The organism is Nonomuraea sp. NPDC050310 (assembly GCF_040655795.1).
In the GTDB taxonomy this organism is placed as follows: Bacteria; Actinomycetota; Actinomycetes; order Streptosporangiales; family Streptosporangiaceae; genus Nonomuraea.
The window spans coordinates 1-14,167 of record NZ_JBFAKP010000031.1 but is presented as its reverse complement, the minus strand read 5'-3'; the positions used below and the strand labels follow the sequence as shown (position 1 = coordinate 14,167).

The following is a 14,167-nucleotide window of genomic DNA, read 5'->3' as shown; positions in this document are numbered from 1 at the left end:
CGAGTGACTTTTCTAACCGGGAGAGATGTCGCCGGGGCGAACGGCTTGTGGAGGGCAGGTGATCAGCGGTGGGTGAGCCGCCAGAAGTCGGACATGATCTGGCGGTTCTGCAGGTCGGCGACCAGCTTCTGGGGATCGGTGTGGAAGAGCTGGGTGCTCCAGTCGGTCAGGCCGGGCGGGTCGACCAGGGGCTTGACGGTGCTGTTGCCGGAGGTGCCGCCTTCGCCGATCTCGTGCTTGACGCCCTCCTCGGTCATGATGAAGTGCACGTACAGCTTGGCCGCGTTCGGATGCTTCGACTTGGCCGCGATGGCGACGTACTTGGGGTAGCTGAAGCCGGCGAAGGGCTTCATCCCCTCGCAGGTGGACTGTGCGTAGCCCTTGTCCTCGTTGTTGCGGAACTTGGAGATCGACATGAAGCCGATCTTCTTGTCGGCGGCGTTCGGCGCGCCCACCGCGCTGGAGGTGTCCTCGTCGGAGCTGGTGAGCACGGGCTTGTTGGCCGCGATCCGCCTGATCCACTCGTAGGCGGCGCTCTTCTCCTTGGTCTTCAGCGGCTCGCCGAACTTGTCCTGGTAGGCCTGTTCCAGGGCTTGGTTGCCGTGGGAGTCCAGTTGGGTGAGGAAGGAGGTGACCGTCGGCTTGCCCAAGGGGTCCTGCATGAGGAACTTGCCCGACCACGCGGGTTCGGTGAGGTCCCAGATGTTCTTGATCGGGCAGCCGCCGGGCGACAGTTTGGTGTTGTAGGCGAAGACGGTGGCCTTCGACAGGGCGCGCAGGGGGTTGCGGTCCTCGGGCAGGATCTGGTCCTGCAGGTCGGCGGGCACCCAGGTCTGCACGATGCCCTGCGGGATGAGCTGGCCCATCAGTACCCCGCCGTCCTCGTACATGGCGGCGTCGATGGTGACGTTGTCGGCCGCGTGCTCGCGGGTCATCTTCTCGGCGGTCTCCGGCGTGTCGGACTTCACGCCCTCCATGGCGATGCCGTACTTGGCGGTGAAGGCCTTGGCGACCTCCTCGATGTCGCCGCTGGAGTCGTAGACGACCAGACTGCCTTCCTTCTTGGCCGCCTCGACCAGGGCGTTCAGATCGAAAGCGGTGTCGACGGAGGCTGAGGGCAGCGGCTTGGCCGCGGTCGCGTCCGCGGTGCCGGCTTGGCCGCCGGTAGAGGGTGCGCACGCGGCCAGAGCCAGCAGGGCCGCGACTGGGACGATCTTCTTGGTACGCCGCATGGTGGCGGTACTCCTCTGAAGTGCATGGCCGTTCGCGCCGTTCCAGCCCCGACCGACGCTCAGTGCGCACCACGATGAACGCGACGTGAACACTTTGTCAAGACATCTTCATGTCCAAGCGATCCGCCTTGTGGGTGATGCAGCAAGTCCTTATGTCAGGACAAAGTATTGACGTTAACCCGTCGTTCATCTACAACTGGAGCTCCTGAGCGAGGAGGCGGCATGCGTGTTGGTTTAGTGGGCCTTGGGCGCATCGGACGGTTTCATGCGCAGACGTTAAGCGGCGTAACGGACGAGCTCGTGGTGGCCGACGCCGACGCCGCGCTGGCCGAGGCGGTGGCCGCGGAGGTCGGGGCCCGGGTGGGCGACCCTTGGACGGCGGATGCCGTGGTCGTCGCCACCCCCACCGCGACCCACGCGGACCTGCTGCTCCAGGCTTGCGAGCTGCGGCTGCCGGTCTTCTGCGAGAAGCCGGCGGCGCCGACCGTGGCCGAGACCAGGCGCGTCGCCGAGGCCGCCGAGCGCACCGGCACGCTCGTGCACATCGGCTTCCAGCGCCGCTTCGACGCCGGATTCGCCGCCGCCCGCGACGCCGTCCTCAGCGGCGAACTGGGCGAACTGCACCGCGCCCACCTGGTCACCTTCGACCCGAGCCCACCGCCGCCCGCGTACGTGCCGGTCTCCGGCGGCATCTTCCGCGACTGCCACATCCACGACTTCGACATCCTGCGCTGGGTCACCGGCCGCGAAGCGGACACCGTCTACGCCACCGGCGCCAACCGGGGCGACGCCTACTTCGCCGAAGCCGACGACGTCGACACCAGCGCCGCCGTGATCACGATGACCGACGGCACCCTCGTCACCCTGCAGGGCTCGCGCTACAACGGCGCCGGTTACGACGTGCGCATGGAGCTCGGCGGCACGCTACGCACCTGGGCGGTCGGCCTCGGCGAGCGCGCCCCCCTGACCCTGGCCGAGGCGGGAAGCGCCCCTGCCGATCCCTGGCCCGACTTCCAGACCCGCTTCGCCCCCGCCTACGAGGCGGAGATCACCGCCTTTCTCTCGGCCGCCAGGGGCGAGCGAGAAAGCCCCTGCACGGTCCGCGACGCCCTGGCCGCCCTTTACCTGGCCGAGGCCGCCGACCTGTCCCGCCACGCCGGCCGTCCTGTCCGCCTCCAGGAGGTGGCCAAGTGAAGATCGCTGCGGCCCCCATCTCCTGGGGAGTGTGCGAGGTCCCCGGCTGGGGCTACCAGCTCGACCCGGCTCGCGTACTCGGCGAGATCGCCAGGCTCGGGCTGACCGCCACCGAGCTGGGCCCCGACGGGTTCCTGCCGGCCGAGCCCGCCGCACGGGCCGCCCTCCTCAGCCGGTACGGCCTGCGCGCCGTCGGCGGCTTCGTCCCCGTCGTGCTGCACGACCCGGCCCACGATCCGCTGCCGGCCCTGCGCGCCACGGTCGCCTCCTTCGAGCCCGGCGCCGTCGCCGTCCTCGCGGCGGCCACGGGTGTCGACGGCTACGACGCCCGCCCCGAGCTGGACCGGGCCGGCTGGGACACCCTGCTCGCCAACCTCGACCGCGCCGCCCGCGGGCTCGACCGGCCGGTGGTCCTGCACCCGCACGTCGGCACCATGGTCGAGAGCGCGGACGAGGTCGCGCGGGTCCTCGACGGCAGCGAGGCACAGCTGTGCCTCGACACCGGCCACCTGCTCGTCGGCGGCGCCGACCCGGTCGCGATCGCCGCGGACGCACCGGACCGGATCGCCCACGTGCACCTCAAGGACGTGGACGCGGCCATGGCCGCCCGGGTCCGCGCAGGCGAGCTGACCTACACCCAGGCCGTCGCCGCCGGCCTGTACCGGCCGCTCGGACACGGTGACGTGAACGTGAAGGCCATCGTCACCGGCCTGGAGGCGGCCGGCTACACCGGCTGGTACGTGATGGAACAGGATGTCGTCCTCGCCGGCGAACCCGGCCCCGGCGCGGGACCCGTGGCGGACGTGCGCGAGAGCCTGGACTTCCTCAGGAGACTGGCGTGACCGACGCTCGCGCCGACGTGCTGACCATCGGCCGGATCGGGGTGGACATCTACCCCCTCCAGATCGGCGTGTCGCTGCGCGAGGTCGAATCCTTCGGCAAGTATCTCGGCGGCAGCCCGGCCAATGTGGCCGTCGCCGCCGCCCGCCTGGGACACTCCGCGGAGATCATCACCAGGACGGGCGCCGATCCCTTCGGGGCCTTCCTGCGGGACGCGCTGCGCGGCTACGGGGTGAGCGACCGGCACGTCACCGAGGTGCCCGGCCTGCCCACACCGGTGACCTTCTGCGAGATCCGGCCGCCCGAGGACTTCCCGCTCTACTTCTACCGGCTGCCCAAGGCGCCCGATCTGGAGATCCGGGCAGAGGATCTCGACCTCGCCGCCGTGGCCGGGGCGCGGCTGTTCTGGGCGACGCTCACCGGGCTGTCACAGGAGCCGTCACGGGGTGCGCACCACGCGGCCTGGACGGCTCGGGGCCGCGTGCCGTACACAGTGCTCGATCTGGACTACCGGCCCATGTTCTGGGCGGACCCGGCGAGCGCGGCGGAGCAGGCGCGGGCGGCGCTCGCGCACGTCACCGTCGCGGTCGGGAACGCGGAGGAGGCGGAGGTGGCGACCGGGCGCCGCGAACCGTACGAGGCGGCGCGAGCCCTGCTGGAGGCGGGCGTCCAACTCGCCGTCGTCAAGCGCGGGTCCGCCGGCGTGCTGGCGATGACCGCTGACGAGTGCGTCGAGGTCGCGCCCGTGCCCGTGCGGGTGGTCAACGGGCTGGGCGCGGGCGACGCGTTCGGCGGCGCGCTCTGCCACGGCCTGCTGACGGGCTGGCCACTGGAGAGGACGATCCGCTTCGCCAACGCCGCAGGAGCCATCGTCGCCGGCCGCCTCGCCTGCGCACCCGCCATGCCGACCGCCGAAGAGATCGGCGCCCTGATGCCGGCCGATGGCAAGACCGCGGCCGCCGATGCCGCCCATGAGGCCGAGGAGGCCGCGCATGCATGAGGACGCCCTCGACCGCCTCCGCGAGGACCGGGCACTACGCCCGGAGCGGGTGCTCACGATCGCCGCCGAACGGCGCCGCAGGCCACTGCTGAACGGCCGGGGCCAATTGCTGATCATCGCCGCCGACCACCCCGCCAGAGGCGCGCTGGGCGTCGGACCTCGACCCTTGGCGATGGAGAACCGGCTCGATCTGCTCGACCGGCTGATGACCGCGCTGGCCCGCCCCGGCGTGGACGGCCTGCTCGCCACCCCCGACCTCGTCGAAGACCTGCTGCTGCTCGGTGCGCTCGACGACAAGCTCGTCATCGGCTCGATGAACCGCGGCGGCGTGCAGGGCTCGGTCTTCGAGTTCGACGACCGCTTCACCGCCTACACCGCCGACTCGATCGCCGCGATGGGCTACGACGGCGGCAAGATGCTCTGCCGGATCGCCCTGCAGGACCCGGCGACCGTCACCACGCTGGAGCGCTGCGGCCACGCCATCTCCACGCTCGCCGGGCACGGCCTCATGGCGATGATCGAGCCGTTCTGGTCGGCGCGCGTGGACGGTGCGGTCCGCCACGACCTGACCGCCGACGCGATGATCCGGGCGATCAGCGTCGTGCAGGCGCTCGGCACGACCTCGGTCCGCACCTGGCTGAAGCTGCCCGTCGTCGAGGAGATGGAGCGCGTCATGGCGGCCACGACGCTGCCGGCGCTGCTGCTCGGCGGCGACCCTGGACGTGCGGCCGACGAGGCCTACGCCGCCTGGGGCAAGGCGCTGAAGCTGCCCGGCGTGCGCGGGCTCGTCGTGGGCCGGGCGCTGCTCTACCCGCCGGACGACGACGTGGCCGCCGCGGTCGACACGGCCGCCGCGCTTCTGGAGGAATCATGAGGCTCACCACGGCCCAGGCGCTGGTCCGCTTCCTGTCGCGGCAGTGGAGCGAGCGTGACGGCGTTGAGCGACGGCTGATCGAGGGCTGCTTCGGCATCTTCGGCCACGGCAACGTCGCCGGGATCGGCCAGGCGCTGGCCGAGCAGGGCGCGGGCCTGCGCGACGAGCTGCCGTACTATCTGGCGCGCAACGAGCAGGCCATGGTGCACACCGCGGTCGCCTACGCCCGCACCCGCGACCGGCTGTCCACCTTCGCCTGCACGACCTCGATCGGGCCCGGCGCGACCAACCTGGTCACCGGGGCCGCACTCGCGACGATCAACCGGCTGCCGGTGCTGTTGCTGCCGGGCGACGTCTTCGCCACCCGCGCGGCCGGCACGGTGTTGCAGGAGCTGGAGGACCCGCGCTCCTACGACGTCACGGTCAACGACTGCCTGCGGCCGGTCTCGCGCTTCTTCGACCGCATCAACCGGCCCGAGCAACTGCCCGCCGCGCTGCTCGCGGCCATGCGGGTGCTGACCGATCCGGCCGAGACCGGCGCGGTGACGCTGGCCCTGCCGCAGGATGTGCAGGCCGAGGCGTACGACTGGCCCGAGGAGCTGTTCGCGCGGCGGGTGTGGCACGTCGCCCGCCCTGAACCCGAACCGGCCGCGCTGGAGCGGGCCGTCCGTGAGCTGCGCGCCTCACGCCGCCCCCTGATCGTGGCCGGCGGCGGCGTGAAGTACAGCGGGGCCTGCGACGACCTGCTCGCCTTCGCCGTACGGCACGGCATCCCGGTGGCGGAAACCCAGGCGGGCAAAGGGGCCGTGCCGTACGGCCACCCGTGCGCGGCCGGGGCGATCGGCCACACCGGGACCGCCGCGGCCGTCGCCCTGGCGCGCGACGCCGACCTGGTCATCGGCGTCGGCACCCGCTACACCGACTTCACCACCGCCTCCCGCACGCTGTTCGGCCGGGCGCGGTTCCTCAACGTCAACGTGGCCGCCTTCGACGCGGCCAAGAACGCCGCCGTCATGCTCGTCGCCGACGCCCGGCAGGCGCTGCGCGCCCTCGACCCCGGCGGCTGGCGGGCCGACCCCGAGTGGAGCGCGCTGGCCGTACGGCTGGCACGAGACTGGCAGGAGGTCGCCGACCGGGCCTGCTCCGGGCCCGAGCTGACCCAGCCGGTCCTGCTCGGCCTGGTCAACGAGGCGGCACACGGCGGCGTCGTGGTCAACGCGGCCGGGTCGATGCCGGGCGACCTGCACCGGCTCTGGCGCGCCTCCGATCCGGGGCAGTACCACGTCGAGTACGGCTACTCCTGCATGGGCTACGAGATCGCGGGCGGGCTCGGCGTCAAGCTGGCGGCCCCGGAGCGCGAGGTCTTCGTGCTGGTCGGCGACGGCTCCTACCTGATGATGGCGCAGGAGATCGCGACCGCGGTCCAGGAGGGCGTCAAGCTCGTCGTGGTGCTGGTCGACAACGGCGGCTTCGCCTCGATCGGGGCGCTGTCGGAAGCCGTGGGCGCGGGCCGGCTGGGCACGGCCTACCGGGCGCGAGGCGGCTCCGGCCAGCTCGACGGCGACCCGCTGCCGACCGATCTGGCGGCCAACGCGGCCAGCCTGGGCGCGGAGGTGCTGACGGCGAGCGACCCGGACTCCTTCCGCCAGGCGCTGGACAAGGCGGTGGCCGCCGCCCGGACCACCGTCGTGTACGCCAGGACCGCGCCCGGCTCCGGGCCGCAGGCCCTGGCCTGGTGGGACGTGCCGGTCGCCGAGGTGTCCGGGCTGGACCCGGTCCGGCAGGCGCGCGAACGCTATGCGGCGGCCAAGCGCGAGCAGCGGCTGTACCTGTGATGGCGTGGACCCTCGCCTTCGCCGCCACCGCCGTCATGTTCGTGCTGGTCACCGGCGCGAATGACGGGGCGGCGCTGATCGGCCTCTGCCTGCGTTTCCCCAAGGTGCCCGGCTGGCTGACCGTAACCCTGCTCGCCGGAGCGCTGATGGCCGTGCCGTACGTGCTGGGGGTCGCGGTGGCGGCCACCTTCACCGAGCGGCTGGCCGGGCTCGGCGCGCACGGCGGCGCGGCGGCGTTCCTGGCGGGTGTGGTGATCGCCGTCGGCGTGGTCGCGGTGCTGGCCGGACGGGGACTGCCGACGAGCCTCACCCTGGCGGTGGTCGGCGGCATCACCGGCGCGGGGTTCGGCGCCGGACTGCCCGTCTCGGTGTCCGGCCTGGTCACCGTGCTGGCGATCGGCGCCGGAGCGCCGCTGGCCGGGGTCCTGCTCGGCTACCTCCTGGGCGCGCTGTCGCGCCGGGTGCCCAGCCACGGCCGCATGCCGCGGATCGTGCTGACCGCGCACCTGCTGGCGTACGGCGCGCAATGCGTCGCCTACGCGGTGAACGACGGTCAGAAGATGCTGGCCGTGGTCAGCGTGGCCGTCGAGGTCGGCCGGCACGGGGTCGGCGGCATCGGACCGGTCCAGGTCGGCCCGGCCTGGATGGCGCTGCTCGTGCTGGTCTTCCTGGCCGGGGCGCTGACCAGCCTGCCCAGAGTGGGCGCGCGGCTGGGCCGGGGGCTCGTCCTGGCCCGGCCGCTGCACGTGGTGTCGGCGGAGGCCGCGGCGGCCGGGGCCGTGCTCGGCAGCTCGGTCCTCGGCGCGCCGGTGAGCATGACCCAGTCCGTCACGGCCGGCGTCGTCGGCGCGGCCGCCAGCGAGGGAAGCAGGAGAGTGCGATGGCACGGCGTGGTGACCATAGGGACGGCCTGGGCGGTCACGCTCCCCTCGTCCATGGCCCTGGGCTGCCTGGCCGGCCTGGCGGTGAGATGGCTGTGAACAGACCGGCGCGCAGGCGGCGGCGCGGGCTCGCCCGCGCCTGGGACGAACTGCGCGGCGGATCGGGCAGGGGCGTCGTCGACCTGGTCAGGGAGCAGATCGCCGCCGCCAAGGCAGGCGCGCACCTGGCGGCCGAGATGGCCGCCGGGCTCGACCGGGCGCTGGCCCGCACCCGGATGACGGAGGTGGAGCACCAGGGCGACGCGGCGCGCGCCGAGCTGGTCACGTTGCTGCGCCGGGTCCTGGTGACCCCCATCGACCGGGAGGACCTGTTCCGGCTGTCCCGCTCCATCGACGACGTGCTCGACCAACTGCGCGACTACGTGCGCGAGGCCGACATCTTCGGACCCGACGACCTCGGCTTCGCCGCCGAACCGCTCCAGGCGCTGGCCGAGGGCCTGGACGAGCTCGAACTCGCGGTCCAGCACATGATCGACGATCCCGGTTCGGTCACCGAGGCGGTCCTGGCCACGCGCAAGGCCAGGACGCGCATGCGGCAACTGCGCCAGAGCCGCCTGGGCGAGCTGTTCACCATGCCGCTGGACATGGACACCCTGCGCCGCCGCGAACTGCTCTCCCGGATGGACGCCGTCGGCCAGCGGCTCGGCGAGGCCGCCGACGCGCTGGCCGACGCGATGCTCAAACGAAGCCACTGACACCCCCCGAAGGAATCGAATCGATGGCTGTTCTCACCAAGGTGGAGCCCCCACCACCGCCGCAGAGGCGGCGCAGGCTGCGCTACCGGCTGCGCGTCCTTCGCCACGACCCCACCGCCGCGCTGGGCTTCATCCTGGTCGTGGTGCTCGCCTACCTGGTCGTCGCCCCGCTCGTCGCGGTGTTGTCCGACGCCTTCCGCCTGCAGTACGGCGACGAGGTGCACTCCGGGCAACGGCCGGGCGAGTGGACCGGCTACTACCTGTGGCGGGTCTTCCGCTCGCAGGTCAGCGGGCCGCTGTTCTACGAACCGCTGCTCAACACGCTGGTGATCTCCGTGGGCACGGTGCTGTTCGCGCTGGTCGTGGGCGGCGGCATGGCGTGGATGGTGACCCGCACCAACGTCCCCGGGCGAAAGTGGCTGGCCGGGGCGCTCGTCGTGCCGTACATGCTGCCCTCGTGGACCTTCTCGCTCGCCTGGCTGACCCTGTTCAAGAACGACCGGGCCGGAGGACAGCTCGGGGTCCTGCAGGCGCAGGGCATCGCGACGCCCGACTGGCTCGCCTACGGGCCGCTGCCGATCATCGTCACGCTCGGCCTGCACTACTACCCGTTCGTCTTCCTGCTCGTCGGCAACGCGCTGCGGCGCATCGACGCGCAACTGGAGGACTCCGCCCGCATCCTGGGCGCGCCGCGCCGCGTGGTCATCCGCCGGATCGTCGCCCCGCTGATGCTGCCGGCGCTGTCCTCGGCCGTGCTCCTGGTGGTGGGGCGGGTGCTCGGCACGTTCGGCACGCCGTACGTGCTGGGGCTGCCGGCCGACTACCGGGTGCTGTCCACCGGCCTGTACCAGTCGATCCGCGACCGCAGCACCGGCGTCGCCTCCGTGCTGACCGCCATCATCGTGGTCATCGGCGTCCTGATCGTCTTCACCGACGCGCGGCTGCTGCGCGAGCACCGCCGCTTCGTCACCGTCGGCGGGAAGGGCGCGATGGACCGGCTGAGCGACCTGCGGCGGTGGCGCTGGCCCGCCTTCGCGCTGGGCGGGGTCATCTTCGTGGTGAGCGTGCTCGTGCCGATCCTGACGCTGCTGCTGTCGTCGCTCACCCGGGTCCCGATGGACCTGTCGACGTTCACCTTGAGCTACTGGTTCGCCGAGAGCCTGCCCGGAGCCGTCGGCTTCCCGCACGGCGTCTTCCGCGGCACCGAGCTGTGGACCGCGGCGTGGAACTCGCTGCGCATCGTCGGCATCGCCTCGCTGATCTGCGCCGTCGCCGGCCTGCTCATCGGGTACGTGGCGGTGCGCGGCTCGGCCCCCCGCATCGCGGCCTTCCTACGGCAGGTCTCGTTCCTGCCCTACCTCATCCCCGGCATCGCGTTCGCGGCGGCGTCGCTGTCCCTGTTCGCGGTCGCCCGCGGGCCGATCCCCGCCCTGTACGGCACCACGTTCCTGCTCATCCTCGTCATGGCCGTGACTCATCTGCCCTACAGCTCCCGCTCGGGCATCGCGGCCATGACGCAGCTCGGCCGCGAACCCGAAGAAGCCGCCCAGATCGCCGGCGCCTCCTGGTGGCAGCGGATGCGGCGGATCATCTTCCCCATCCAGAAGGGCGCCCTCGTCACCGGGATCGTGCTCCCGTTCATCTCCGGGCTCAAGGAGCTGAGCATCGTGGTCATGCTGACCACCACCGGCACCGAGCTCCTCACCACCCTGTCGATCGGCCTGGTCGACTACGGCTACACCCAGCTCGCCAACGCGGTCGTGCTCGTGATCGCGCTGATCTCCTTCACCATGACCTACCTGACCCAGCGGCTGACCAAGAGCAGCCTGGCGTCCGGCCTGGGAGGATAGATGCCCACCATCACCCTGAGCGGAATCGCCAAGCGCTACGGCGGCGGCGACTTCGCGGTCAAGAACCTCGACCTGACCGTCCCCGACGGGGCGTTCATGTGCCTGCTCGGCCCGTCGGGCTGCGGCAAGACCACCACGCTACGCATGATCGCCGGACTGGAGCAGCCGACCGACGGCAGCATCACCGTCGGCGACCGGGTGCTCGACTCGGTCGAGCAGGGGCTGTACGTCCCGCCGGAGAAGCGCGAGATGGGGCTGGTCTTCCAGAACTATGCCCTGTGGCCGCACCTGTCGGTGCGCGACAACGTGGAGTTCGGGCTGCGCATGCGCAAGGTCCCGGCCGCCCAGCGCCGCGCGCGGGCCGAGGCGGCTCTGGAGATGGTGCACGTCGCCGATGCCATGGATCGCTACCCGTCGCAGTTGTCGGGCGGCCAGCAGCAGCGTGTGGCGCTCGCCCGCATGCTCGCCGTCGACCCCGCGGTGCTGCTGCTCGACGAGCCGTTGTCGAACCTCGACGCCCGGCTCCGGCTGGAGATGCGGGCCGAGCTGAAGCGCATCCACGAGGAGTCGGGCGCGACGATCGTCTTCGTCACCCACGACCAGCTCGAGGCGCTGACCATGGCCACCCATGTGGCGGTCATGAACCAGGGCGAGCTGCAGCAGCTCGCACCGCCGATGGAGATGTACGCGCGCCCGGCCAACCGGTTCGTCGCCGAATTCGTCGGCAGCCCGCCCATGGCCATCGTCGAGCGCGGGCCGCTGGCCGAGTCGCTCACCCGCTTCGTCAAGAAGCGTCGGGTCACCTGCGAGCCGTCCGCGATCGGCCTGCGGCCCGAGGCGCTGCGCATCGGCGCGCCGCGCGCCGGGGCGTGGACGGAGCCCGCGCTCGTGGAGGCGGTCCTGCCCGCCGGCTCCACCTGGACCGTACGGCTGCGCGTCCTGGACACCGAGCTGTTCGCCGTCTCGCACTCCCCCATCGAGGCGGACCCTGGGGACACCGTCACGTGCTGGACCGACCAGCTGCATCTGTTCGGCGTGGACGGCACGCGGCTCACCGCCTGGGACGAGGCGGAGGTGTACGCGTGATCACGCCCAAGGCTCTGCTGCTCGACTTCGGAGGCGTCATCGTCGAGACCGTCAAGCGCACCACCTGGCGGGCCGAGCTCGCCGCCGAACTCCACGCCCTGCTCGGCCGGGCGGGCTTCGGCGGGCTCACCGTCGAGGAGATCGAGAGCGATGTCCGCGCGGGCGCGCAGGCCGACTCCTTCTGGAAGGACTCGACCTCGCGCCAGTACGCCCCCGAGGAGATGACGCATCGCCGGTTCTGGGCCGAGTTCGTCGCCACCGACTGGCCCGAGCAGGCCCGCGCCCTGGTGACGGCCGAGGCGACCCCGCTCTGCCGCCGTATGGGTGAACTGCGCAGCCGCAGGGAGGTCCGGGACGGCATGAAGGAACTGCTCGCCGCCTGCTGGGAGCACGGTGTGCGGCCCGCGGTCGTCAGCAACGCCCTGAGCGGGGCCGTGCACCGGGACTTCATGGCCGCCACCGGACTCGACCACCTGGTGGCCGTGCAGGTCTACAGCGACGAGGTCGGCGTGCGCAAACCCAACCCCGAGATGATCATGATTGCCTGCCGTGCGCTGGGCGTCGAGGCCGAGCAGGTCTGGTACGTCGGCGACAACCACGACCGCGACGTCGTCTGCGGCGCGCGGGCAGGTGTGGGCGCCTCCGTGCTCATGCGCTCGCGCAGCACCGAGGAGATCCCCTACCGCGTACGGCAGGAGCCGCACGCCACCGTCGACGATCCGCACGGATTGCTGAACCTGCTGGAGCGCACATGGACGTGACCACTTCGCGAGAGCTCGCCGCGATCGCGGCGGAGGCGGCCAGAGCCGTCGGTGACCGGCTGCGGGCGGCCTTCCGTTCGCGGCCCGAGGTGCTGACCAAGCGTGACTTCCACGACCCGGTGACCGAGCACGACAAGGCCGCCGAGGAGGACATCCGCGCGGTGCTCGGGCGGCTCTGCCCGGACAGCGTGGTCGTGGGCGAGGAAGGCGGCTCGCACGGCGCCGGCGAGGTGTGCTGGTACGTCGACCCGATCGACGGCACCGCGAACTTCGCCGCGGGCCTGCCGTTCTTCTGCACCTCGATCGGGGCGGCGGTGAACGGCGAGGTCGTGGCGGGTGTCGTGTACGACCCGGTGCGGGACGACGAGTTCACCGCCTGGCTGGGTGGCGCCGAGTGCAACGGCCGGCCGCTGCGCAGCGCCGGAGCGCGCACCGATCGGGAGGCGATGCTGCTGTCCAGCTTCCCGACGCCGCGCGACCTCGCTGCCGGAGGCGAGGAGGCTCTGCACCGATTCGCCCGCATGGTGGAGGCGTTCGCCAGCACCCGCAGGCCGGGCAGCGCCGCGCTGAAGCTCGCGCACGTCGCCGCGGGCTGGGCGGACGTCGCCTACGGCACCCACGTCAACGCCTGGGACGTCGCCGCCGGCTCCCTGCTGGTACGGCAGGCGGGCGGCACCTACCTGCCGCTGTCCGGCAGCGTCCTCGAGCCGGGCGGCTACCTGGCCTGCGTGGGCGGCTTCGACCTGGCGGGCTCGGTGCTGGCGGACCTCGTCCCGGGAGGTGACGCGTGATCCGCTGGATCGTGACCGACCTGGACGGCACCCTCGTGGGCCGCGATCTCGCGATGGTGCCCGCGAGCCGGGAGGCGTTACGCCGCTTCCGCGACGCGGGCGGCACCGTGGTGATCGCCACGGGCCGCATGGAGGCGTCGGCCCTCCGCTACTACGAGGAGCTGGAGCTGGACGGCCCCGCGATCCTCTACAACGGCGCCCGCACGGTGAATCTCGCGACCGGCGAGGTGCTGCGCTCGCGCTGTCTGCCGGGCCAGGCCTGGAAGGTGCTGCTCGGCCTCTTCGACGAACTGCCCGGAGGTGTCTTCCCGGTCGCCTTCACCGGCGGCGTGGCCTACGCCGTGTCGGACGTGCCCACGTTGCGCGACTATGCGGCGCGCGACGGCATCGCGTTGCACGACCCGGGCGCCTGGACCGAGCTGCCCGCCGACGAGATCACGAAGGTGATGCTCATCGGCGACCCGCTGCCGCACCTGCACGTCGCCGGGGTGGCGACGGTGTTCTCGGAGGCCACCTACCTGGAGATCCTTCCGGAGAAGTCGGGCAAGGGGGTCGCGCTCCGCGAACTGGCCGCGGCCTGCGGGGTGGAGCTGGGCGAGGTCGCGGCGGTCGGCGACAACCCGAACGATCTGGACATGATCCTGGCCGCCGGGACCGGCGTCGCCGTCGGCGACGGGCACCCCGCGGTGCGCGCCGAGGCGGACGCCGTCGTCGCGGCCTGCGCGGACGGGGCCGTCGCGGACCTCGTGGAGCTGGCCTTCCAGGCCAACGGATGGGAGTGGTGAGCATGAACGTGGTGAGCATGAACAAGGTGACACACTGGATCGGCGGCGTGGAGGTCGAGGGCGACGCCCGCACCGCCGACATCACCAACCCGGCCACCGGCCAGGTCAGCGGCAAGGTCGCGCTGGCCTCGGCGGCCGACGTGGACGCCGCGGTCGCCTCGGCGCTGGCCGCCTTCCCCGCCTGGCGGGACGCCTCGCTGGTCAAGCGGACGCAGGTGCTGTTCCGCTTCCGCGAGCTCATGCACGCCCACCGCGACGAGCTGGCCGCGCTGATCTCGGCCGA

General features: G+C 72.2%; 14 protein-coding genes. 13 read left to right on the top strand and 1 reads right to left on the bottom strand.

Annotated elements, in window-relative coordinates:
• Positions 1-62 precede the first annotated feature (62 nt).
• On the bottom strand, positions 63-1,232 hold the full coding sequence (locus AB0I67_RS39545; RefSeq protein ID WP_357935211.1) for an ABC transporter substrate-binding protein: 1,170 nt from the start codon (positions 1,230-1,232) through the stop codon (positions 63-65).
• 222 nt (positions 1,233-1,454) lie between these two features.
• On the opposite strand from AB0I67_RS39545, the gene AB0I67_RS39540 reads away from it, so the two are divergent.
• The 13 genes from AB0I67_RS39540 to AB0I67_RS39480 form a co-directional block, all read left to right on the top strand.
• Positions 1,455-2,426, top strand: a complete 972-nt coding sequence (locus AB0I67_RS39540; protein ID WP_357935208.1) for a Gfo/Idh/MocA family oxidoreductase — start codon at positions 1,455-1,457, stop codon at positions 2,424-2,426.
• Positions 2,423-3,268: a TIM barrel protein gene (locus AB0I67_RS39535; RefSeq protein ID WP_357935206.1), complete on the top strand. Its 846-nt coding sequence runs from the start codon at positions 2,423-2,425 to the stop codon at positions 3,266-3,268. Before AB0I67_RS39540 ends, AB0I67_RS39535 begins: the two co-directional genes overlap by 4 nt.
• Complete coding sequence (gene iolC, locus AB0I67_RS39530; RefSeq protein WP_357935203.1) at positions 3,265-4,266, top strand: 5-dehydro-2-deoxygluconokinase; 1,002 nt, start codon at positions 3,265-3,267, stop codon at positions 4,264-4,266. Before AB0I67_RS39535 ends, iolC begins: the two co-directional genes overlap by 4 nt.
• Positions 4,259-5,140 (top strand): deoxyribose-phosphate aldolase, encoded by an 882-nt coding sequence (locus AB0I67_RS39525; RefSeq protein ID WP_357935199.1) that lies wholly within the window; start codon positions 4,259-4,261, stop codon positions 5,138-5,140. The genes iolC and AB0I67_RS39525 overlap by 8 nt, the downstream gene beginning before the upstream one ends.
• Positions 5,137-6,975, top strand: coding sequence for a 3D-(3,5/4)-trihydroxycyclohexane-1,2-dione acylhydrolase (decyclizing) (gene iolD / locus AB0I67_RS39520; RefSeq protein WP_357935196.1), 1,839 nt, complete (start codon positions 5,137-5,139; stop codon positions 6,973-6,975). The genes AB0I67_RS39525 and iolD overlap by 4 nt, the downstream gene beginning before the upstream one ends.
• Positions 6,975-7,955, top strand: a complete 981-nt coding sequence (locus AB0I67_RS39515; protein WP_357935193.1) for an inorganic phosphate transporter — start codon at positions 6,975-6,977, stop codon at positions 7,953-7,955. The genes iolD and AB0I67_RS39515 overlap by 1 nt, the downstream gene beginning before the upstream one ends.
• Complete coding sequence (locus AB0I67_RS39510; RefSeq protein ID WP_357935190.1) at positions 7,946-8,611, top strand: DUF47 family protein; 666 nt, start codon at positions 7,946-7,948, stop codon at positions 8,609-8,611. Before AB0I67_RS39515 ends, AB0I67_RS39510 begins: the two co-directional genes overlap by 10 nt.
• Before the next feature lie 23 nt (positions 8,612-8,634).
• A complete protein-coding gene (locus tag AB0I67_RS39505; RefSeq protein ID WP_357935187.1) occupies positions 8,635-10,461 on the top strand; it encodes an iron ABC transporter permease in 1,827 nt (608 codons plus the stop codon).
• Entirely contained in the window at positions 10,462-11,547 is a 1,086-nt protein-coding gene (locus AB0I67_RS39500) for an ABC transporter ATP-binding protein (protein ID WP_357935184.1), read from the top strand.
• Positions 11,544-12,308: an HAD-IA family hydrolase gene (locus AB0I67_RS39495; RefSeq protein ID WP_357935181.1), complete on the top strand. Its 765-nt coding sequence runs from the start codon at positions 11,544-11,546 to the stop codon at positions 12,306-12,308. Before AB0I67_RS39500 ends, AB0I67_RS39495 begins: the two co-directional genes overlap by 4 nt.
• Positions 12,299-13,099 carry an inositol monophosphatase family protein gene (locus AB0I67_RS39490; protein WP_357935178.1) on the top strand — a complete coding sequence of 267 codons (801 nt, stop codon included), beginning with the start codon at positions 12,299-12,301 and terminating at the stop codon, positions 13,097-13,099. Before AB0I67_RS39495 ends, AB0I67_RS39490 begins: the two co-directional genes overlap by 10 nt.
• The gene (locus tag AB0I67_RS39485; protein ID WP_357935175.1) at positions 13,096-13,884 is read left to right on the top strand and encodes an HAD-IIB family hydrolase; all 789 of its coding nucleotides are present in this window, start codon (positions 13,096-13,098) and stop codon (positions 13,882-13,884) included. The genes AB0I67_RS39490 and AB0I67_RS39485 overlap by 4 nt, the downstream gene beginning before the upstream one ends.
• A gap of 17 nt (positions 13,885-13,901) precedes the next feature.
• A partial coding sequence (locus tag AB0I67_RS39480; protein ID WP_357935173.1) for an aldehyde dehydrogenase family protein occupies positions 13,902-14,167 on the top strand: 266 nt, incomplete at its 3' end.